Annotated in this window: 20 protein-coding genes; 9 read left to right on the forward strand and 11 right to left on the reverse strand. The window is 38.9% G+C overall.

From position 1 onward, the window contains the following. Positions 1-7 precede the first annotated feature (7 nt). Positions 8-2,275, reverse strand: a complete 2,268-nt coding sequence (locus AC5SLP_RS04315; protein ID WP_495253915.1) for a bifunctional diguanylate cyclase/phosphodiesterase — start codon at positions 2,273-2,275, stop codon at positions 8-10. Between the two features lie 136 nt (positions 2,276-2,411). On the opposite strand from AC5SLP_RS04315, the gene AC5SLP_RS04320 reads away from it, so the two are divergent. After that, positions 2,412-2,942 (forward strand): hypothetical protein, encoded by a 531-nt coding sequence (locus tag AC5SLP_RS04320; RefSeq protein WP_495253916.1) that lies wholly within the window; start codon positions 2,412-2,414, stop codon positions 2,940-2,942. A gap of 7 nt (positions 2,943-2,949) precedes the next feature. Here AC5SLP_RS04320 and AC5SLP_RS04325 read toward each other — a convergent pair whose 3' ends face one another. Beyond that, entirely contained in the window at positions 2,950-4,107 is a 1,158-nt protein-coding gene (locus tag AC5SLP_RS04325; protein WP_495253917.1) for an OmpA family protein, read from the reverse strand. Next, positions 4,107-5,273, reverse strand: a complete 1,167-nt coding sequence (locus tag AC5SLP_RS04330) for a MotA/TolQ/ExbB proton channel family protein (RefSeq protein WP_495253918.1) — start codon at positions 5,271-5,273, stop codon at positions 4,107-4,109. The genes AC5SLP_RS04325 and AC5SLP_RS04330 overlap by 1 nt, the downstream gene beginning before the upstream one ends. Positions 5,274-5,469: 196 nt before the next feature. Here AC5SLP_RS04330 and AC5SLP_RS04335 point away from each other — a divergent pair, with 196 nt between their 5' ends. The 5 genes from AC5SLP_RS04335 (at position 5,470) to AC5SLP_RS04355 (ending at position 10,281) form a co-directional block, all read left to right on the forward strand. Further along, a complete protein-coding gene (locus AC5SLP_RS04335) occupies positions 5,470-6,864 on the forward strand; it encodes an MAC/perforin domain-containing protein (protein WP_495253919.1) in 1,395 nt (464 codons plus the stop codon). A gap of 103 nt (positions 6,865-6,967) precedes the next feature. Continuing rightward, positions 6,968-7,846, forward strand: a complete 879-nt coding sequence (locus AC5SLP_RS04340) for a CHAD domain-containing protein (protein WP_495253920.1) — start codon at positions 6,968-6,970, stop codon at positions 7,844-7,846. After that, the gene (locus AC5SLP_RS04345) at positions 7,847-8,350 is read left to right on the forward strand and encodes a M48 metallopeptidase family protein (protein ID WP_495253921.1); all 504 of its coding nucleotides are present in this window, start codon (positions 7,847-7,849) and stop codon (positions 8,348-8,350) included. Between the two features lie 43 nt (positions 8,351-8,393). Continuing rightward, a complete protein-coding gene (locus tag AC5SLP_RS04350) occupies positions 8,394-9,440 on the forward strand; it encodes a DUF4917 family protein (RefSeq protein WP_495253922.1) in 1,047 nt (348 codons plus the stop codon). Positions 9,441-9,474: 34 nt separating this feature from the next. Next, positions 9,475-10,281: a PhzF family phenazine biosynthesis protein gene (locus AC5SLP_RS04355; protein ID WP_495253923.1), complete on the forward strand. Its 807-nt coding sequence runs from the start codon at positions 9,475-9,477 to the stop codon at positions 10,279-10,281. Here AC5SLP_RS04355 and AC5SLP_RS04360 read toward each other — a convergent pair. The 4 genes from AC5SLP_RS04360 to AC5SLP_RS04375 form a co-directional block, all read right to left on the reverse strand. Continuing rightward, positions 10,271-11,161 (reverse strand): DMT family transporter, encoded by an 891-nt coding sequence (locus tag AC5SLP_RS04360; protein ID WP_495253924.1) that lies wholly within the window; start codon positions 11,159-11,161, stop codon positions 10,271-10,273. The two genes, AC5SLP_RS04355 and AC5SLP_RS04360, sit on opposite strands and share 11 nt — an antisense overlap. A 51-nt stretch (positions 11,162-11,212) precedes the next feature. Continuing rightward, positions 11,213-11,815: a Crp/Fnr family transcriptional regulator gene (locus AC5SLP_RS04365; protein WP_495253925.1), complete on the reverse strand. Its 603-nt coding sequence runs from the start codon at positions 11,813-11,815 to the stop codon at positions 11,213-11,215. A gap of 137 nt (positions 11,816-11,952) precedes the next feature. After that, positions 11,953-13,290, reverse strand: a complete 1,338-nt coding sequence (locus AC5SLP_RS04370) for an amino acid permease (protein ID WP_495253926.1) — start codon at positions 13,288-13,290, stop codon at positions 11,953-11,955. A gap of 132 nt (positions 13,291-13,422) precedes the next feature. Continuing rightward, positions 13,423-14,331 carry an alpha/beta fold hydrolase gene (locus tag AC5SLP_RS04375; RefSeq protein WP_495253927.1) on the reverse strand — a complete coding sequence of 303 codons (909 nt, stop codon included), beginning with the start codon at positions 14,329-14,331 and terminating at the stop codon, positions 13,423-13,425. Between the two features lie 141 nt (positions 14,332-14,472). Here AC5SLP_RS04375 and AC5SLP_RS04380 point away from each other — a divergent pair, with 141 nt between their 5' ends. Then, positions 14,473-15,000 carry a hypothetical protein gene (locus tag AC5SLP_RS04380; RefSeq protein ID WP_495253928.1) on the forward strand — a complete coding sequence of 176 codons (528 nt, stop codon included), beginning with the start codon at positions 14,473-14,475 and terminating at the stop codon, positions 14,998-15,000. Here AC5SLP_RS04380 and AC5SLP_RS04385 read toward each other — a convergent pair. The 3 genes from AC5SLP_RS04385 to pdxR form a co-directional block, all read right to left on the reverse strand. Continuing rightward, on the reverse strand, positions 14,997-16,139 hold the full coding sequence (locus tag AC5SLP_RS04385; RefSeq protein WP_495253929.1) for a GGDEF domain-containing protein: 1,143 nt from the start codon (positions 16,137-16,139) through the stop codon (positions 14,997-14,999). The two genes, AC5SLP_RS04380 and AC5SLP_RS04385, sit on opposite strands and share 4 nt — an antisense overlap. A gap of 252 nt (positions 16,140-16,391) precedes the next feature. Then, a complete protein-coding gene (locus AC5SLP_RS04390; protein WP_495253930.1) occupies positions 16,392-16,850 on the reverse strand; it encodes a barstar family protein in 459 nt (152 codons plus the stop codon). A 144-nt stretch (positions 16,851-16,994) separates the two neighbouring features. Continuing rightward, positions 16,995-18,392 (reverse strand): MocR-like pyridoxine biosynthesis transcription factor PdxR, encoded by a 1,398-nt coding sequence (pdxR, locus tag AC5SLP_RS04395; RefSeq protein ID WP_495253931.1) that lies wholly within the window; start codon positions 18,390-18,392, stop codon positions 16,995-16,997. A gap of 90 nt (positions 18,393-18,482) precedes the next feature. Between pdxR and AC5SLP_RS04400 the strand changes: the two genes are divergently transcribed. Both AC5SLP_RS04400 and AC5SLP_RS04405 read left to right on the forward strand, forming a co-directional pair. Continuing rightward, on the forward strand, positions 18,483-18,851 hold the full coding sequence (locus AC5SLP_RS04400; RefSeq protein WP_495253933.1) for an FMN-binding protein: 369 nt from the start codon (positions 18,483-18,485) through the stop codon (positions 18,849-18,851). Between the two features lie 8 nt (positions 18,852-18,859). Beyond that, on the forward strand, positions 18,860-19,465 hold the full coding sequence (locus AC5SLP_RS04405) for a pyridoxamine 5'-phosphate oxidase family protein (RefSeq protein ID WP_495253934.1): 606 nt from the start codon (positions 18,860-18,862) through the stop codon (positions 19,463-19,465). Positions 19,466-19,499: 34 nt separating this feature from the next. Here AC5SLP_RS04405 and dat read toward each other — a convergent pair whose 3' ends face one another. After that, on the reverse strand, positions 19,500-20,354 hold the full coding sequence (gene dat / locus AC5SLP_RS04410; protein WP_495253935.1) for a D-amino-acid transaminase: 855 nt from the start codon (positions 20,352-20,354) through the stop codon (positions 19,500-19,502). Positions 20,355-20,606 lie beyond the last annotated feature (252 nt).

Here is a 20,606-nt window from a genome sequence, read left to right on the forward strand (position 1 = left end):
ACTATTTTTAGATGTAAAGATGTTTATGTTTCTCTACAAAGGCTTTGAGTGCATCAGCGGTTAAAGGCTTGGCATAAAGATAGCCTTGAAACCTATCGCAGCCCAAGGTTTTTAACAATGCATCTTGCTCCTTCGTTTCTACTCCTTCCGCGACAATGGCGAGGTCTAAATTTTTGCCAATGGAAATGATGTTTTGAACCATTTTCTCAGCGGTAATATCGTTTAAAATGGCATCTACAAAGCTCTTATCGATTTTTAGTTCGTCAATAGGAAGTTTACGCAAGATGCTCAAAGATGAGTACCCTGTCCCAAAATCGTCCATCGAAATATGCAGTCCCATGTCATGAATTGTTTGTAACAGCGGTAAGATATAGTCTATATCTTCAATAAACAGACTCTCTGTAATTTCTAAACATAATGCCACATGCATAAGCTTGGTGTTTTCTATTTCGCGGGTAAGTTTTTCTAAAAAATTCTCTTCCATAAATTGTTTAATCGAAATGTTGATGGAGGTTTGAAACGTAACGCCAAGACTATGTTGCAAGGCTTTCATCTCTTTTAGGGTTGTGTGAATAATAAAATGCCCTAGTTCAGGCATAAGCCCTGATGCTTCAGCGATAGGGATGAATTTATCGGGAGGTACGAGTCCTAACTCTTCACTTTGCCATCGCACAAGCGCTTCAACCCCATAGATGTTTCCCTCGTGATCCATCTGTGGTTGGTAAACCATGTAAAGCTCATTTTTCGCCAGTGCTTTGCGTAACGTCTGTTCAACATTGACACGGTTTAGATAGCCTTCTTGCATGAAAGGCACAAAGAGGCGAACACTGTTTTTATACTTTTTGGCTTCGTACATGGCAATGTCAGATGCGCGTAAAAGCATGTCTAAGGTATCGCCATGGTCTGGGTACTTGGCGATGCCCACACTCGCACCAATGACAAAACTGAACTGTTTAATGTGATACGGTTTTGCAATCTCATTCATGATGGTTTGTGCATGAGCTAAAAGTTCATCATCGTTTGTTAAGTAACTTAAAATAATAAACTCATCGCCTCCTTGTCGAATCACAATGCTCTCTTTGGGAGCAACTTGTAAGAGGCGTCTTGAAAACTCCATGAGTACCATATCTCCAAAGTGGTGCCCGAAGCTGTCATTAATGTTTTTAAAGTGGTCCAAATCAAGATAATAGAGGCTAAATGAAGGCGCACCCTCATAAATCCATTCCTTCATACATTGTTGAAAATAGGCACGATTGGGAAGAAAAGTCAGTGCATCATGGGTTGCTTGAAAAACCAAATCTTTTCGTCGCTTATTTTCAGCATTGGCAATCATTTTAAAGAGGAGAAATAAAATAGAATGTACTACAATCAGCATCAAAGTATAAGAGAGAAAGCTTTGAATAAAATCGCGCATAATCTGAGCGTGGTCTATTTGCGAGAGTATCCATAGCTCATAACGTGAGTCGTATTTGATAGATATTTGTTCATGCTTGCCATCGCTAAAAGAGGTCTCAACATCATAGATAGCATTTTTTTGTTTAATGTCTTCCAGCGAAACAGCGTACTTTTGCTGGATGCTTGCTAAGATGGTTTGTAGAAAATAGCTGGGTAAAGGGTTCTCGTAAAGATATTTAGGCGTTTCTTGGTTTGAAGAACGAAACTGAACAAAATGGTCATGGTCGCGAATGAGCGTGACGGTATTGTAGTCTCCTAGCGCGACATCTTCTGTATAGAGCTTAAATGCCCCTTCGATGCCAAGGCCTGCGGTCATAACGCCTATGGGTTGATTTAAATCATCGAAGACGGTTTTTCGAATGGGAATACCCCAACGTCCGCTACCTGCGATGAAATAGGTTCTTCCTAAAACCATTTTTTTTTGGGTCAAAGTATAGTCAAAGGAGTCTCGTGTCACCGCTTGCATTCTTAAGTTGGGACGTTTGGATATGTCAAAATTAGAACTGGCGTAGAGGTAATTTCCCTCAATATCGGCAAATCCAAAAGCAACCACGGAAGGATTGAGTATGAGCAGGTCATCTAAAATACGGGAGTTTTTATCTTTAACAATTTGCTTTCCTAAAATATTTAGCATCATTTCTTGAGTTAGAAAAAGCGAGTGGGTTGCATTGGAAACCAGCTTAACAAGGTTCATCTGATCGGTTGCGTATTTTTCGTGAATACTATTCCATTTGACATAAGAGATAAGGCCTAAAAAAACAAGGGCGCCGACCAAAAGGATGTAAAAAATCATCCAGATATTTTTTTGAAGAATTGCCAAAAGAATCTCCTATCTGTCATAGTAAATAATCATAACATAATTTATAACCTTCTTAATCGTGATTAGAAAAAATGTATAAGATTAAAGGGCGATTAGAGTAAGATTTTCAATGTCATTGTGGGATGAAGGAGAAACCATGAAATTGAAAAAGAGTCTATTTTCATTGCTTGCTTTGGGTGTATTTCTTGCGCCATTAAGCGCTGATGTTGATTTTGAATGGCGTTTGGGTCTTAACAATCGTTTTCAAGCAGACCCATACGCATACCGCTACGATTTGTCACAACGCTTTAGACTTCCTGAGTCGCGGGTCATTGGTATTTTAAGAGAGGTACGAGAGCCTTCCGATGCCTATATGATTTTTCGTTTAGCCGAATTGAGTGAAAAGCCCTATGATTATGTTTTAACCGTCTATCGACAAAATCGCTATGCTTCATGGCTAGAAATCGCAAGACTTTTAGGCATTCGTGTTGATTCTTCGGAGTTTAATGCGCTCAGACATCAGCATGATTTACGAGATGACTACCATTACGACAGCAGGCGTTATGATCATCGTGATGATAGAGGAATTATCATCAAAAGAGAAGAGATTTATATTCCCCAAGGTTACCAAGGTGATCCTAGAAAATACCGTGACGATGAATATAGAGATGAAGAAAGAAGGCGCTAAGCCTTCTTTACTCCTTGCGTTCTAAAAATGTTTCGATTTCTTCAATTGCTTTTTTATTGGAAAGCGTAAATTTAATCTCGATGCGGCGTGACGCATCTTTATCTTCCACACCATTTTTTAAGATAGGGTCACTATAAGACCTACCAATGGCGCTTAAGTATTTTTGCAACAGCGGATTTTGGTTTTCATCCCAAGAGTAAATGAATGCCATAACCGAATACGCACGTTTTTGAGAAAGGTCAAGATTGTGCATGTACGTGCCATCAGAATCCGTGTGCCCTTCAATGATGATATGGTCGATATTGTCGCGAATGGATGCATCACTGAGTAACGCATTTAGATAAGGCTTAAGCGTCTCTTGAAGCTGTTTTTTGGCTTCGGGTTTGATTTCATACGAACCCACGTCAAACAAAACAGCAGAAGGCAAACGGATGGCTCCGCTATTGGGGTCAATATTGATTTTTCGACCAAGTTTTTGTTTGAGCTCTTGCACCACTTTGATGCGAATACCTGTTAGATTTTTGATGCGCGCTTTGGTGATATTGAGGTCTTCAATGAGCTGTTGGTGTGCCGAAGTGGTCTCTAATAATTTTTGAGACATCAGGGCTAATTCCCCTTGCTTAAGTTTGAGTGTATTGCTCGCATCACTCAGCTCTTTTTGGCTCATGAGTAACTCACCTTTGGTTTCATCACGTTCGCCTTCAACATCAAGCAACAGTTTTTTAAGACTTTCGACCTCTTTGGCGGTTAGTTCCAATTTTGCGTTATTATCATCCAGTGCTTTGCCTTTTTCAGCTAAGAGCGCACGCGCGGCGAGTAAGGACTGCTCGGTAGCATTGGCATCGGTTTTAAGTTTTGCGAGTTCATCTTGGAGTTTAGCTTGCATCGTTGTTAAGTCTAAGTTTTGTTGCTGTGCTAAGATAAGCTTATCGGTGACACTCGCCACATCACGTTTCTTTTGCGCCAGGTCTTGTTCGCTGATGGCAAGGACACGTTTTTGCTCTTCAAGGTCTGTTTTTATCGCCATCAAATCCGTTTGCACATAAGTGTACTTGATGATAATCGCGCCGATGAGCAAGATAAAAACAAACAACAATCCTGCCATCAAATCCGCATACGAGACCCAAAAGTTTTGGTCACTGCTTTTTGATTGACGGTAGCGCATTATTTTAACGCATCCATTTTTTGGATGATCTCTTCGGTTTCAGCGTCGATGATTTTCAAACTCTCTTTGAGCGACTCAACCTCTTCATTTTCAGCATTACTGGTCTCTGGCACATTGGGCAGCGTTTCTCTGAGCGTATGCAACAATTCTTGATTGGCTTCTAACATGGCTTCATTGGTGGTATTGAGTTTTACATGTAAAGCGGTTGTATTTTCATTAAACGCGTTCATCTTTGTCAGCATTTCATCGTAAATGAGGGAGAGCTCACGTTGCTTTTCTTGCGAGCGTGAGAGCGTGTCCATACCCGTTTTAAGGTGTTCAGCACTTTTTTTCACCGCTTCACTTTCAAGTTTTAGCATCTCATCAAAAAGCCCAAATTTACTCTCAATCGTACGACCCAATCGTTCAAAAAAGTCATTGGAGCTTAGACGTTCAAACATCTTTCCGATTTTTTCAAAGTGTTGTAAGTTCTCTTTTAAATAAGCTTGCTCAATCTCTTCTTTGGTCCAGAACAGTTGTGAAGTCGCTTCGCGGATGAGTTCAACATCGCTATCGAAATGGCTTAGGCCTCTTTTCTCAAAGAATATCCACCATAATGAGAGCAAGATACCATAAATGGAAACATAAAACGCTGTACCAACACCGCTTAAAAGAAGTGATATTTCATGCTCCAACGCGCCTGCTGTTTGCGATGAAAAATCAGGTAACGTTAAAGCGATAGAGATAAATGTACCCAAAATACCCATGGTAGGAAAGACGCCCGCAGCAACGGAAGCATAGTTGTCGTTACGGATGCGTTTAGCGTAAGCTTCGATAAAATTGTCAAACGATGCATTGGATTTTTCGACATCGCCAATACGCATAAGGTTTTTTGTGACATATTCGTTGAGTTCGTCTTTAAACTCTTTGGAGTAACGCCTAAAGATACATGAGCCAAACTCGCCGTTATGTTTAGCAAAAAGAAGCGATACGAGAAAAATAAGACCAATCAAAAGGATGCTATGCAAACCCACTTGAAAATGAATTACACCTAAAAAGCCCAGTAAAAAGTAGAGATACGCCAAAAAAGGTAACGCGATAATTTTAAAATAAACCGCAAAGCAATTTTTCTCTTTTGATTCTAGCGCACTCAAATCTTTGAGGATTTCATTCATATTTTCTTGCATGTAAAAGCCTTTGTTAATTTCTATCGTGTACTATTATAACCTAGCTTTTTATACAGTTGTTAAACAAATCAACAAAATTGAGTTCTTTTTAGCTTCTATTAATAATAAAAGACTACAATTTTTCATATTATCACTCAACACATTTTCAACATTAGACAAACAAAAAAGTCATAAAAACTTGAGCTAAGGAGAGAAAATGAGTCTACCTACCAATACAATTGCTAGTAGAGATATGGTTTTGCCGCAAGCTTCAACACTTTCTGATACTGGTTTTCTGGGCTATGGTTACGATGTTACAGGGTTGTATTGTCATCCGAGCGGTGTGCGTGCGCATGTGATTGATATGCATCGTTTTTTGGAAAATGAAGTTGATGCGGGACGGTATGAGCGAAAAGTCGGGAGTAGTTCTGATACTAAAGCAGTTACTGCTGAAAATGCAATGAAATATTGCACAAAACTAACTGCAAACTTAGGTGTAGATGTAAAGTATAAAAAATTATTTTCTGGTTCCTTGTCTCTAAAATTTGACTATAAAAACAGTTGCTCCTCTAAGTACTCTTTTGCTAGTTACTTTAGTATTATGCGTAAAGTAAGTGTTGCTTTAATTGCTGATGCAAGTGATCTACAACCCTATCTAAGTGTACAATTTTTAAAAGATATTAAATCAAAACCGTGTTCAACACTCATTCGACTTTATGGCACGCATCTTATGACGCATATTGTGCTTGGTGGCCGTTTAGAAGTTTTGTGCCGTTCTATTATTGAAAATACGGAAAAAGAAAAAAGTGTTGAGGCAGGTATTAAAGCGTCCTATAACAAAATCGTAACGGCTGATCTTAAGGTAGCATATGATGAAAGTTTAGTCAAAAACAACAAAGAACTTCAAGTCAATATCGAAACCATTGGTGGCGATCCTTTTAAATGTATGAATGTTTCATTTGATTATGCAAAAGCAAATATTGATCTTAAAAGTGATTTTTCTGCATGGAGGGATAGTCTTGATGACACAAATATGACGCTTGTCGATATGGAAAAAGGTTCACTGATTCCTATTGTTGATTTAATTCCAGACGATTCGGAATATAAGAGTAAAAAAGAAGAATTTTCAAAAGCGGTGGATAAATATTTAAGTGATAATGAATTTAATTTGGTGGATCATCCCAAGCCATTTTACCGTTACTATTGCCCAACGATGGATGACCATTTTTACACCATGAATTGGGATGAGTTGAAATATGGCAATGGTAATTACAGCTTTGAGCGCATTGAATGTCGCATGTATGACCTTAAAGTTGAAGGCAGTGTTCCATTATATCGGTATTATAGCGAGAGCAATAAAGACCATATCTATACAACAAATTGGAATGAATTGCAAAATGGAAAAATTGGTTATGTCTTTGAGGGAATTTGTGGGTACGTGTTTGCATCCAATCAAACAGATAAAAACCTCGTTCCTTTATATCGATGTCTTTTCGTGCATGATAAAAAAATGGACCATTTTTATACACTGGACAAATCAGAATTTGCCAATGGAAATCCGCCTTATACCGATGAAGGTATCGCATGCTATGTTTATAAGCCAATAGAGTAAGTTTTACAACGTATCTTCATTTGTTATAGCTTTGTTATCAAATGGAGATACGATGAAGCGTTTTTATACTACAATTTTCTTTTAAACCTGCAAGGTCAAATCTATGTCAAAAAAAATTTGTTTAGAAGCACACAGCGTTAAAGATTTGCTCAAAGAAACACTTTTAGAAGCAATCCGCAATATCACGCAGTATCTGGAAGATTTTTTACGAACCAAAGAGGCGGAGAGTTTGCATCAGTACCGTGTCAATATACGCATGGCGCGTTCTATCTGCAAAGAATTTAGTACGTTTATGGAAAAAAACCGTAAAAAAGTTCTGGATGATAGGCTCAAAGTTTTGCAACAAGAGACCAATGAGATGCGCGACATTGATGTTTTTATCGAATGCATCGAGACGTATAAAACCAAGGTAGATGAAGCGTGTGCGAGCGAGTTTAAGCGTATCGAAAAAGCACTGTTGCATGAAAAAAAGGTCGCATACGCACAGTTTTGTGAAAAATACGCCGAGAACCAAGAAGATGTCACCGCTATGGCAGCTTTGCTTCACGATGAAAAGTTGTGCCTTCCAAAATCCGAGGGAAAATTGTTTGTTCATGTTCAAAAAATTTTAGAAAAACGTTTCAAAAAAATCGCTAAAATTTCTCAAAAAATCGACCTAGACTCTCCCAATGAGCAATTTCACAAGCTAAGACTTCACTATAAAAAGCTTCGTTATACATGTGATGCGCTACAATTAAAAGCGTTTGCAAAGAGTTTCAAACCGATACAAACAGCGTTTGGACATGTCCAAGATAAAAACACACAAATAGCGCGTATTAGAGAACACAATACCAATAAAAGTGCTTTTTTAGAACAAATCATTGCACTGCTAGAACAAGAGCTATTGGAAGACAAATGTGAATGCATCAAAAAATCAGATAAAAAAAGCATTGAAAAATTGCACGAAAAATTGCATTATATTATTACATGTAAAAAGAGTTAAATGCCACAACTTACCTATATAGAACATTACCCTGAGCATCTTAAAAGCCAAATCAAAACCTTGGTTGAAGAGGAAAAACTAGGGCGTTATTTGCTGTTAAAGTACCCAAAGACACACGCCATCACAAGCGATAAAGCACTGTACGCATACGTGATGGAACTAAGAGCGGAGTTTCTTCGCAAAAGCGAGCCCATCACTAAAGTGCTTTACGACGGTAAAATCAGCGACATCAACGATGCGCTTGGGCTTCATCGCGTTACCATCAAAAACCACGGCGGCAGACTTCGCAGTAAAAGCGAAATCCGCGTAGCAACACTGTTTAAAAACACCCCCGAATCTTTTTTAAAAATGATCTGCGTCCATGAACTCGCCCATCTCAAAGAAAAAGAGCACAACAAAGCCTTTTACGCCCTGTGCGAAAAAATGGAGCCGAGTTATCATCAGTTGGAGTTTGATGTGAGATTGTATCTGACGCATTTGGATTTGTTTGGGAAATTGTATTAAGTTTACATGTAAAAATAATAGAGAGAAGAAAGGAGCAATTGATATGGAGCTGAAACTCGAAACTTATGATGAAGTTATAGCCCATTTAACTAAAAGTAAAAGAACAAAGCACCTACTTTTAGGGAATGGTTTTAGCATGGCGTATGATGCAAAAATATTCTCGTATAATGCTCTGCACCAATTTATTGACAAACTCGACAATGACCTTCTTTCTAAACTTTTTGAAATTATTAATACAAAAAACTTTGAACTTGTAATGAAACAATTAGATAATTTTAGTGAATTAGTTGATATCTTTGGTTCTGATGAAGCCTTAAAGAATAAAGTCAAAGAAGCAAGTGCTAAGTTAAAGAATAGCCTAATTGATGCAATCGAAGATTTACACCCAGAGCATGTATTTAAAATCTCTGAAGAAAAAAGTGATATTTGCGCGGCATTTTTAAATAGCTATTTGGAAAAAGATGGAAAGATTTTTACAACAAATTATGATGTTTTACTTTATTGGGTGTTAATGAGAAATAGAGATAAGATACCTAATGCAATTGATGGTTTTGGAAGAGATAAAGAAGAAGATGCTGACTATGTGGATGATATAGAATATTCAGAACTACGTTGGGGAAAACATAAAGAAAAGCAAACAATTTATTATTTACATGGTGCATTACCATTATTTGATACTGGCGTGAATATTATTAAAGAAGAATATGATTCTGAACATTACATTATGGAAAAAATAAAAAATAGATTGGAACAGAAAGAATATCCTGTTTTTGTAACTGCTGGAACCAGTGAACAAAAATTAGAACATATTTTGCACAATTATTACTTATCCTATTGCTATGAAAGCCTTTCTAAAATTGAAGGGTCATTAATTACATTTGGTTTTAATTTTGGTGAATATGATGAACATATCATAAAAGCAATCAATATTGCCGCAAAAAATGGCAAAACAGTAGCAGATAAATTGTGGAGTATTTACATTGGTGTTTATTCAGAAAGTGATCAAAAACATATTGAAAGAATTGAATCAAAATTTAAGTGTAAAGTACATATATTTGATGCAAAAACCGTACACGTCTGGAATTTATAATAAAATTTTACTACTAAATATATAGGACACAACCATGAAACTCTCCCAATTCCCCATCTACATCATAGATGCTTTCACCAACGAACTGTTCAAAGGTAACCAAGCCGCTGTTATGCCGCTTGATAGTTGGTTATCTGAAATCATGATGCAAAGTATTGCGTCTGAAAACAATCTTTCAGAAACGGCTTTTTTTGTTAAAAATGATGAAGGAATTTATGAAATCCGTTGGTTTTCGCCACTGACTGAGATAGCCTTTTGTGGGCATGCGACGTTGGCGAGTGCGTATGTCATTTTTAACCATCTGGGTGAAAAAGGTACGATTCGTTTTTGGGCGAAAGCGGTGAATACTATTGAGGTGAATTTGCGTGATAATGGGTTGATTGAGATGAGTTTCCCCAATCGTGCGCCTGAGAAACTAAGCGAAGTTCCAGAAGCGTTAAAAACGGGGCTTTCCATTACGCCACTTGAATATCACAAAAACCAACAAGCGTACTTTGCCGTGTATGCCAGTGAGGACGATGTTAAAAAGGTTGTGCCTGATCTTGAAAAGCTCAAAACCCTTGGACCTCTTGATGTGGTGGTGACTGCTCCAAGTATGGCGTATGACTTTGCATCGCGCTACTTTTGGCCAGCGAATGGTGGGGTTGAAGACCCCGTAACAGGTTCCATTCATGCGGGACTTGCGCCGTTTTGGGCGAAGCGTTTGGGTAAAACTGAGCTCATTGCTTTGCAAGCGTCCGAGCGTTCGGGTGTGCTTTACTGTCGCGTGAGCGAAGAGCGTATTTTTATCTCGGGTAACTGCGTGGAGTATTTAAAAGGCTCCGTGACGCTTAACGATTAGCCCGATTGCCTAGGAGTAGAAGCGTCGCTAGAGAAGAGATACCGATGCCGACGCCGATATCCCACGTAATGATGGCACCTTCGAGCAAATACAACAAAAGAGCGATACTCGCCGGGCTGATATAAACATACGCCATCACCTTTTTAGGACCGATGATGATGGAAGCTTTTTGCGTCAGATAGACGGTCATCAGCGTTGCTCCGATGACAAGGTAGAGCATATAAAAGAGTGCATTGCCTGTGATAAGCTCCCATTGAAGCGGTATATCCATCAACATCAATGCCCCAAACATCCACACGCTTCCACCCACAAGCGTCATAAAAACCAAAACCAGTACGTCATCGTCTTGTCGGTGCAAATATTTGGTCAAAATTGAGTAAATTGCCATAAAAAGAACGGCACTTAGGAAGATATAATCGCCTCTGTTGATTGAAAAATGAAGCAACAGCGTCAGCTCACCTTTAAAAATGACGGTGATGGTTCCTAAAATTCCGCAAAAATAGACGACTAACTGAAAAAGGCTAATGCGCTCTTTAAAGAAAAAGATACACAAAATAGCCGTAACCAACGGTACGAGCGTATAGAGTGTGCCGGTATTAAGCGCGGTTGTTAATTCGAGTGCTTTAAAAAAAGCGATGAAATAGAGCGAATAAAAAAGGCTAATCATCATCGCTTTTGGAAATGTTTTTTGCACTTTTTGTCGTTTTGTGAGATTGAAAAGAATAAAAGGGCTGAGCAACAAAGAAGCCAGAATAAAACGAAATAACGTCAGCGAAATAGGGTGAATCAACCCCGCAATTTTTTGAGACGCGATGAACGAACCTGCGACTAAAAAGGTATTGAGTAGCACCAGTAAATGTGCCATGGTCTCTTTATTCACGATAAGCCTTTGTTTTTTTTACGCTTATCATAGTATTTTTCAAAGACGGTGTCATTGACATAGGTTGAGACTTTTGCGAATACGACTAAGTTGCGTGGGCGTGATGCCAAGATGCGCGGCAATATGGTGTTGAGAGATGCGATGTTCAATGTCTGGGTAACGTGCAATGAAGTTTTGGTAGCGAACGCTTGCGTTATCGACGATGAGTGAAATCTCATTGCGTTCTTTTTCGATGACCCAGTTTGCTTCTAAGTAACGAATGTAGAAGTTTTTGAAAGCTTCCTGCGTGTCGATAAGATGACGATACCCTTTGTAGTCGATTTGAATAACGATGCTAGGCTCAAGCGCTTCGATGCATAGGTACGAGTTTTCACCGTTTAAGAGCGAAACCACCGAGGCGGAGAAGTAGTTTTCCATAAAAAGATTTTTGTTGTAAATCGTACCGTCTTCATGCAAATAATACGTACGAAGCAGCCCTTTGGCGATAAAATAAAGCGCATGGGCTGGCGTATAATTGTCCTGAAGCCGTTCGCTTTTAGCAACGTTTTTGAGTTCAAGGTAAGGTTTTAACAGTAAAAAGTCATCGTGTGAAAGAGGAGCGTAGTGGTTTAACGCTTGAAAAAGTTGGTCAAAATAAACAGTGTCTTGTTGCATGGTCGTGTACTTTATAAAATGAGATAATTTCATGACATGTAAAGTATGACAAATTTTTTCTTAAGTCTGGAGAATAGGAGCATTCAAACATGAAATTCTTACATGTAAAATGTTTTACATGTAAGAATAAAAAAGATTTATTTGCGTAAGAATTTGTACCCAATAGCGAGAATACTAAGCCATATCGGAATGAGATAAACCGATGTGCGGATACCATCGATGAAAAGCATGACAATTAAAATTCCTACAAAAAAAGCAAGACAAATGTAATTGCCAACAGGGAACCAAAGTGCTTTAAATTTGGTGATGACGTGTTCTTTATTCTTTGCGTAGCGAAATTTTAGATGCGCAAAGCTTATCATGAACCAGTTGAGTACCAACGCCGAAACCACAAGTGCCATCAGGTATTTAAACGCATCTTCTGGCATAAAATAGTTGATAGCAACACATGAACCCGTAATGAGTGCTGAAAAGAATACCGCATTGACAGGAACGCCACGACTGTTAGTTTTCATAAAGCGCTTTGGCGCGTTGCCTTGTGCCGCTAAACCAAAGAGCATACGCGAGTTGGAATAAACACCGCTATTGTACACAGAAAGCGCTGCGGTTAAAACGATAGCATTTAAGATGTGCGCGATGACTTTCTCATCCATGCTTTGGAAAACCATTACAAACGGTGTGACCTCTTTGGTCATTTTCATCCATGGCATGAGTGAAAGCAAGATAACAAGTGCGCCGATGTAGAAAATCAAAATTCGGTAGATGACTTGATTGGTTGCTCTTGGAATCGTATGGCTTGGGTCATCCGTTTCAGCAGCGGCGATACCGATAAGCTCTAATCCACCAAAAGAGAACATGATAAAAACCATCGCCATTAAAAAGCCTTGAATGCCGTGTGGTAAAAATCCGCCTTCTAGTGCCCAAAGGTTACTCAAATGTGCGTCAGGTCCACCGTTTCCGCTGATAAGCAGATAACTACCAAAGCCTATCATCGCGACAATGGCGATAACTTTGATGATGGCAAACCAAAATTCAAATTCACCATACAAACGTACATTGGCAAGATTGACCAGGTTGATGAGAACAAAGAAAAATGCCGCCGAAGCCCATGTGGGAACATTGGGGAGCCAAAAATGGATAAATGTACCAATCGCCGTAAGTTCTGCCATGCCCACTAAAACGTAGAGCATCCAGTAGTTCCATCCTGAAGCAAAACCCGCAAATGGGTGCCAGTATTTGTTCGCAAAATGGCTAAAAGAGCCTGCTACTGGCTCTTCGACGATCATTTCGCCGAGCTGTCGCATAATCATAAATGCGATAAACCCACCAAGCGCATATCCTAAGATAACAGCTGGTCCTGTCATTTGAACGGTAGTGGAAACGCCTAAGAAAAGACCTGTTCCGATAGCACCGCCCAATGCAATGAGTTGAACGTGTCTATTCTTTAGACCACGACTCAATGTATTTTTGTGCATACACTTCCTTTAAACTTATGCTTGGCATAAAAAATCAAAGCGTCATTGTACCCTTTTTCACTGTAATAGCATATGATAAAGCCATGGAGTAGAGGATTTTAGAGAAGAAGAGGGCACAATGCCCTCAAAAAGTTAAGAGGCTGTTTTTTCGGCTAAGAATTTTTGAAGCGCTTGTAAAACGATTTGCGGTTGTTCTTCTGGTACAAAATGCCCGCAGTTTGGAACACCAAAACCTTGAACGTCGCTTGCGTATTTTTGCCATCCTTCTAAAACATTCCAGATTTTTCCTACGACGCCATTCGCACCCCAAAGTACCAATAAAGGCGTTGTAATGGTTTTATCGCGGTCACATTTATCGTGTTCCAAATCAATGCTTGCTGACGCTCTATAATCTTCGCTGATGCCATGAACGGTTGCGGGATTGGCGTAGTGTTTGATGTACTCTTGCAAGATTTCTTCTGGAAAATTTTTTGCAGGGTCATTGGCTTTTTTGAGCAAATTATTGCGAATAAAATATTCGGGGTCAGCTCCTAAAAAACGCTCTGGAAAATCAAACGGCTGAATGTAAAAAAACCAGTGCCAGTATTTTGTTGCAAATTCGCAGTTGGTTTGTTCGTACATGTCATACGTAGGGAGTATGTCCATCATCGTGCAGGTTTTGACTTTTTCTGGATGGTCGAGCATCAAACGATGACACACTCTAGCACCTCTGTCATGCCCGATGATGTGAAACTGCTCAAATCCAAGCTGTTGCATAACACGCACTTGGTCTAACGCCATAACACGCTTTGAGTAGTTTGAATGGTCCATTAAGCCTCTAGGTTTTGAACTATCGCCATAACCTCGCAAATCTGTTAGAACAACGGTGTAGTCTTGTGCTAACGTAGGCGCAATATCGCGCCAAATCAGATAGGTCTCGGGATGACCGTGTAAGAGAAGCAAAACTTCTTTGCCACTGCCACCTACTAGGGTGTTAATCGTAGCGTCTTCTGTTTGAATTTTGAGGCGTTTGAAGTTTGGAAAATAGTCACTGATTGCCATAGATTTTCCTCTTTGTGTGATTTGTGATATTTTATCACATTTTTATTTTTAACAGTGCAAATGGCATGAACTTTGAAATATATCCGCCTCTAAATAGAAAATAAGTTACAATACAACAAATAGTTTTTAGGAAAAAAATCAATGAATTTATGTAAAATTATATGTATCTTGATGTTGTTTTGTGGAATCACGCTCAATGCCCAATCTGAAAAAGCATTGTCGCCTTTTGCTTTAACGCCAGAAATGTTTGCTTCGTTGATGGCAAAAAGTTTAGAGGGAAATTTGCCACAAACATTTAAACACAAAGAGCTGAGTTTGACCGTCACCAAAGTGTCTGCGCAAAGCAATCAAGTCTTTTTTCACGCAACCACGACGCAATCAAAGCAGATTTTAGATGAGTTGTACAAACACCACTCTTTGCCAGATGACCTCAAAAAGCAGTGTAAGGATTTTTCAAAAATCGCAATGGTCGATAAGGGCGTCATCTATCTTTTACATGTAGAAGATAAAAGTAAGTCTTTTGATGTTTTATACGATAAAGAAGCGTGTTCGGCTTCGTTTGACCCTGCTCAGAAAATCTTTGTCGGTGGCTATAATCGTTACGGATTTGATATCAAAGGGCACACGCGAGCGCAAAACGCCAAACTCAAAAACAATTCTGCATCCTAGCGAACGCAGTTACGACCTTCTGTTTTGGCTTCATAGAGTTTTTTATCGGCCAGCAGATAGAGCTCATCAAAATTTTGCGTTTCTTTTTTGAACATTGCTATACCGATGCTTACGCTAAGACGTAAGTTCGTCTGCTCGTACGAAATCTCTAAGGCATGAATGTCTTGGCGTAGTTTTTCCATTTTGTCTCTGGCTTCTTCTTCATTGACATGTAAAAGAAGTAACGCAAATTCTTCACCGCCAAGGCGCCCTAAAATGTCGGTATCGCGGAGAGACTTGTGACAATACATCCCCAACTTCTCAAGCATATAATCTCCCGCAGGATGACCTAACGTGTCGTTGATTTGTTTAAAATAGTCAATGTCTAAGAGCGCAAAACAGATGGAAAAATTGTAGCGTTTGGCACGAGCAATCTCCTGTTCGGCTTGTTCTAAAAAATAACGTCGGTTGTAGAGTCCTGTCAGAGTATCGGTCTGTGCGAGATACTTCAACTCTTCTTCAAGCACCTTACGCCTTTCAATTTCCTCTTTGAGGTGCATTTGTTCTAAAAAAAGTGTTTGGTGGGTTTGAATGGATTCGTGTTGAAAACGAGAACGATGGTACTCAATCCAACTGGTAATAAAAGCGATGGCAAGGTAGGAAACAACAAAGCGAATTTGAAAAGGCAGCGTATAAAGAGCATGACTTTGAGGAACTAAGAGAAAAATAGAGATGATAACTCCGAGTAAAAAACAGCTCCATAAAAAACCAACACGGTTCCCAAAGAGAAAAATCGTGCTTAACGGGTACGTATAAACCCATAAAATGCGTGAAAAATCCGCATCGGAATAGTAGACCATATAGATGAGTAAAAATGTAAAGATGAGATTTGCACCATGATAGAGAAGATAGGTCTCTTTTGTTTTAGGAATCAAAAACAGAGTGATAAGAAGATAAACAGAAAAAAATGTAATGATAAACGCTAAAACATAGTTATGAATATGCGCATTGTAGGCACTTGTGACAAAAGCAATAGGCAATATTAACAGCGTTGTCCATACATAATGGTTCAATCGCACAAGTTCTTCATCGTCCTTGGAAGGAGATTGCACGACAATAAGATCAACAAAGTATTGCATTTTTTTAGCTAAAGTAATCATGTAAAAATTATAACCTAATAAAGTTAATAATTTTTTGCATAGAATGAATAAAAAAGGCTCAGAGTTAAATTTTTAACTTTTAGATTGAACATAGCGTTACATGTAAAAAGCTTTTGAGTAAAAAATGCCGTCATAACTCGTCATTTTTCTTTTTTTAATGTTCTTTACATGTAAATATAGCAACGCTCAAAAGTTAAAAGTTTAACTTTATCCCCTATGCTTTCAAATTTGGAGTTATTCTAAAGACTAACGCTATACCTTTTCAAATATCACATGAAATGGATATGCTTTTCTATTATTCACATTATTGGGGTCTTCATATTGTATTGGGACTGATAATTCTTTGCCAATAAAATTAAGGCTTCTAAATAAAATATTTATTTTTTCTTGACTATTTTTTTCATTTATTAAAATATTGTTAGCATTTTTGATAAATAAAACATATTCATCCACATTTAACCAATCATGTAAATCTTGCATACATTCACTAAAAGCAGGTAAATTGTGCCCAAAATAATTGGGAAACTCCATAATATTTTGAAATTCATCAAACAACTTTTTCCAATCTTTCATACGATTTCCATCCAAAATAAAAAAACTATCTTTTATTTTTTCTCCGTAAATAGTAACCATTTGTTCTAAAAATTCATCAGATGTTAAATCTGTTTCCAATACATAGGGTTCTTGTACTTTATCTAAAAAATCATACATTATTTTATCTCCGTGAAATAAGGGAAATAAGGGGTCAGGGTTAAACTTTTAACTTTTAGACCCTTTCCTTAGCTTTCATTGTCTGGTACTAGTGCTTGCTAAACTCTTACATGTAAGAGTTTTCGCATCTAAAAAGTTAAGAACCTAATTTCGACCTTTTTTTTCTAGTGTGTTCATCCATACTTCTTTTAAAAGTGCGACTCCTTCGCGGATTTCTGTTTCGCTCAGTCCTCCAAATCCCATGCAGATAGCTTCCCAATCGTTTCCGTAATAATCACTCGCAAGATAGAGTTTTATGCCTTTTTCTAAAGCGTTTTGTCTTAAAACATTTAAATTAATTGTGTGCGTGGGGCGCATCAAAATAGCTAGTCCTCCGCCTTCGCTGATGATTTCAATCATCGAGCCAAACGTCTTTTGCAAGGTTTCTTTCATCACGTCGTGTTTTTTGCGATTGAGCGTACGAATTTTGCGCAAGTGCCTCTCCCAGTGTCCGCCCGCCATAAAAAGTTCCAAGGTTTTTTGCGTTGAAAGCGACACGGAACAGCGTTGGTGACGGGTAAGAAATAATGTTTTATACTTACCTATATACCGATGCGGAAGGACTAGATAACTGACACGAAGGGCAGGGGAGAGCGACTTGGAAAAGGTTCCGACATAAATGACTCTATCGTCCTTATCTAAGCCTTGGAGCGAGGGAATCGGGCGATTTTGATACCGCAGTTCGCTGTCGTAATCATCTTCAATGATGATGCCTCCTACTTGTTTTGACCAATTCAGAAGTCGTATGCGGTTACGAATGGGCATACTCACTCCCGTTGGGTATTGATGCGAGGGCGTGATGTAAACCAGATTTGAAGGTGATGCTTCAAGCTCATCGATGACTAAACCATCTTGATCGACATGAATGGGCACCGTGGTATAACCATAATCATTAAAGAGAGAACGGACAATAGGAAAACCCGGATGTTCAATCGCAATATGGCTACATTGTCTTTTTAAGATAGTCGCTAAAATGTGCATCGAATCGGCAAAACCGCCACAAATAATGACATGTCCAGCATCGCAGTTTACGCCACGTGATTGCATCAAATAGCGTGCTATCTCTTCACGAAGTCCGATTTCACCTTGTCTATCGCCGTATGCTCCAAAATCAAGCTCCTCTCCCATCGCTTTGATAAAAAGCCGCTTCCAGAGTTTTAAGGGAAACGCATCAGGTGTCAGTCTTGCGGGAATAAAATCATAACGTATCGAAGGTGATGTTTTTGTGTTGAGCATATAGATTGTTTTGATTGGCGGGTCTTGTTCTAAAGGCATATCCGCAACAAAATACCCACTTTGAGGCGCACTTTCGATATAGCCTTCTGTGTAAAGTTGTTTGTACGCCAACTCAACAGTGTTTTTACTAATGGAATATTGCGAAGCGACGTTTCTAATTGAGGGAAGTTTATCGCCATATTTTAGCGTCGTTACAATCTCTTGTTTCATGGCTTCATAGAGTTGCAAATAGAGCGGCTTATTGCTTTCTTTGTCTAACACATACATAACTGTCCCCTAAAATTTTTAACAAACTGGCTCTTGTAACCAGTACAGTTTGGGATTATAATACCACAAATTAAATCAAAAGGAATTCGTATGATTTCAGATACACTCAAACAAGTGATGCAAAAAGAGGGCGTTGTTGCCATTGTCGCTCAAGGCAAAGACTTTCCTTGCGTGGTAAACACATGGCACTCGTATGTGCGTCTTACCACGAAGAGCCTCATCATTCCTGTGGGTGGCATGCACAGTATCGAAGAGGCATTAACACGTGATAATAGAGTTTTGGTAACAGTGGGCAGTAAAGAGGTTGAAGGGCTGCATCATATGGGTACAGGGTTTTTACTTCGTGGCAATGCGCGTATAATCCAAAAAGGTGATGCGTATGCTTCTATGAAAGAGACCTACCCGTGGGCAAGAGCAGTGTTGGAAATCGACCTTACAGAAACAACTCAAACGGTTTAGGAGAGAGTATGCGACGAGCAGAATTTGAAGTAAACGACCCAAAACTCTTAGAAGAACTTTTATCGAGCTGTGAGTATGGAACGCTGTGTTTGATTGACGGCGATGAACCTTACAGCGTACCGCTTAATTTTGTTTGGCACGATGGATGCATCTGCTTTCATGGTTCAAAAGAAGGACGTAAGATGGACGCAATGGCAAAAAATACAAACGCAAGTTTTAGTGTCGTAAAACCTCTGTCTTTAATTCCTTCGTATTTTAGCAATACCCGCTCTGCTTGTCCTGCCACGCAACTGTTTCTCTCTGCGCATTTTTCAGGTCATGTGGAGTGTATAGACGATGCATCCCAAAAGTGCAACATCCTCAATGCGCTGATGCAAAAGTTACAGCCTGAAGGAAAGTATGATGTGATTGATGCGAAGAGTCCTATGTATAAAAAAGCCATAGAAACGATTGGCATTGTTCAGCTTCGTCCAAAGTCCCTCTCTTTAAAACTGAAAGTCGGACAAAATCTAACGCAAGAACGCAGGGAAATATTGATAGAAAAATTGTGTGAACGAGGAGAAGCGTTGGATTTACTCAGTGTGAAGTTGATGGAGCAAATGTGTCAAAAGTAGAAAGAGGCTTTACATGTAAAGCCTCTTTGGTTATTTAGGCATTGGCTTCTTTGAGCGCTGCTTCAACGTAAAGTGCGCGAAGTTTTTTAACCATTGGACCTGGTTTTCCACTGCCGATAGGCTTACCGTCAATCTCGATAATCGGAAGAACAAATACCGTTGCACTTGCCATAAACGCTTCATCTGCTTTCAATGCTTCTTCAATCGTAAAAAGACGCTCTTCCACTTTGATGTTGTTCTCTTTTGTGTATTCCATGAGAAGTTTTCTGCGAATACTTGGCAAAATAGAATTAGAAAGTGGACGTGTGATGATAACACCGTCTTTCACGATAAACGCAGCCGATGATGTTCCCTCAGTCACATAACCGTCTTCAACCATCCAACCTTCAAAGGCACCTTTTTGGTGGACTTCTTCTTTCGCTAAAACTTGACCCAAGAGTGAGATAGACTTGATGTCACGGCGCTTCCATCTAATGTCGGTACAACTAAGAACTTTGATACCTTTTTCAGCCAAAGGATGGTTGATAATCTCTTTTTTAAAGGTAAATGCCATAAATGTGGTTGGGGTATTTTCAGGGAAATAAAATTCACGAGGTGCCACACCGCGTGTTACTTGCATGTAGATACCACCTTCAACAAGGTCGTTTTTAGCGATCAACGTGTCTAGGATGGTGTTGATTTCTTCTTTGCAAAAAGGTGCTTTAAGACCAATCTTGCTCATACTGCTATTGAAACGTTCAAAGAAAGGCTCTTTGTCGATTACTTTGCCATTAATAACAGGTACCACTTCGTAGATACCATCGCCAAAAAGATACCCACGGTCAAAAATAGATACTTTCGCATCTTCCTCTTTACAAAAATCTCCGTTTAAAAAAACAATACTGCTCATTACAGACTCCAAAAAAAATAATACGACATTGTATCAAAAGGTTTCTTAGCCATCTGTGCAATAAGTAAGCAAAAATGCTTTTACATGTAAAGATTTGGAAAAGATATAGTTTGCTTTTAAAAATGAAAGCGATATTATTTTTTGATGGGTGTTAGAGGTTGTATAAAATTGGATTAGAAAAAGTTGAAAGTCAAGCCCTTTATTTTTGAAATCTAAATTCAGTTGAATAAAGAGTTATCTATTAAGGATATG

The sequence above is a fragment of the Sulfurospirillum sp. E15m genome (assembly GCF_059415145.1).